Here is a 767-nt window from a genome sequence, read left to right as displayed (position 1 = left end):
CGCTTATGGCTCGTCGCGGCTTTTGGCAGTCGTCGTCGGCTCGTCCTTCGCGTTTGCCTATTTTTCAGCGCCAATTGCATCCTCTACAGTCCGCGCGAAGCGCGGAATCCGGCTCTGGACTCGGTCCGGCGGGAAGACCGCAATCTTCTGCTTTGTGTGGGGAAGCATTGTCGTCGCCGGCTTCATTGCAACTTTGCAGGTGCTGCAGGGCATGAGCGCAACTAATCTGGACTATATTGCTGCAATGGCAGGGGCGGGACTGGCGTGCGCCGCAACCGCCACGATTCCAGGGGGCCGGTGAGATGGATTTGCGGCCAAACCAATCATTCAAGCCGACGCCTTCGGCGCGGCTTAACTCAGGTGTTAGGCGTCCAATGACCAGTCCGGCAAAGTTGAAGTTCAGCACAGTTGGTCTAGCCCTCGGCGCTCTCGCACTCCTGGTTGCCATTGGTCACTTCTGGATCTCTGCTGCGGCGCCGAAGCCGGCGATTGAGCACCGCATCGCTGACAAAGTCGTTGCGATTCGAGACGCGACAGTGGACAGGCTGGCCGGACGCGAGAAGGGGCCAGAACAACCCAAGTGGGACTCGTATCAGCTCGTCGTAACGGCGACGTCTATTCTGGGGAGCGTAGCCCTGGTCCTGGCGGTCGTTGGGTTTGTGCGTAAGGAGCCGCCCCGCGCCTGTCTTGGCGCAGCCGCGCTAGGTGGAGCCGCAGTGGCGTTCCCTTTTGTAGTTGGCGCTCTCGGGGCAATAATCATTCTGGTC

Annotated in this window: 1 protein-coding gene; it reads left to right on the top strand. The window is 60.5% G+C overall.

What is annotated here, in order from left to right; genetic code table 11:
* Positions 1-301, top strand: a 301-nt coding sequence (locus ACYVJH_RS13775; RefSeq protein ID WP_460455225.1) for a hypothetical protein, incomplete at its 5' end; no start/stop codon positions are given.
* Between the last annotated feature and the right edge of the window lie 466 nt (positions 302-767).

The organism is Arenimonas aestuarii (genome assembly GCF_054781715.1).
The sequence above is the reverse complement of the archived record's forward strand: the minus strand, read 5'-3'. Positions and strand labels throughout refer to the sequence as shown.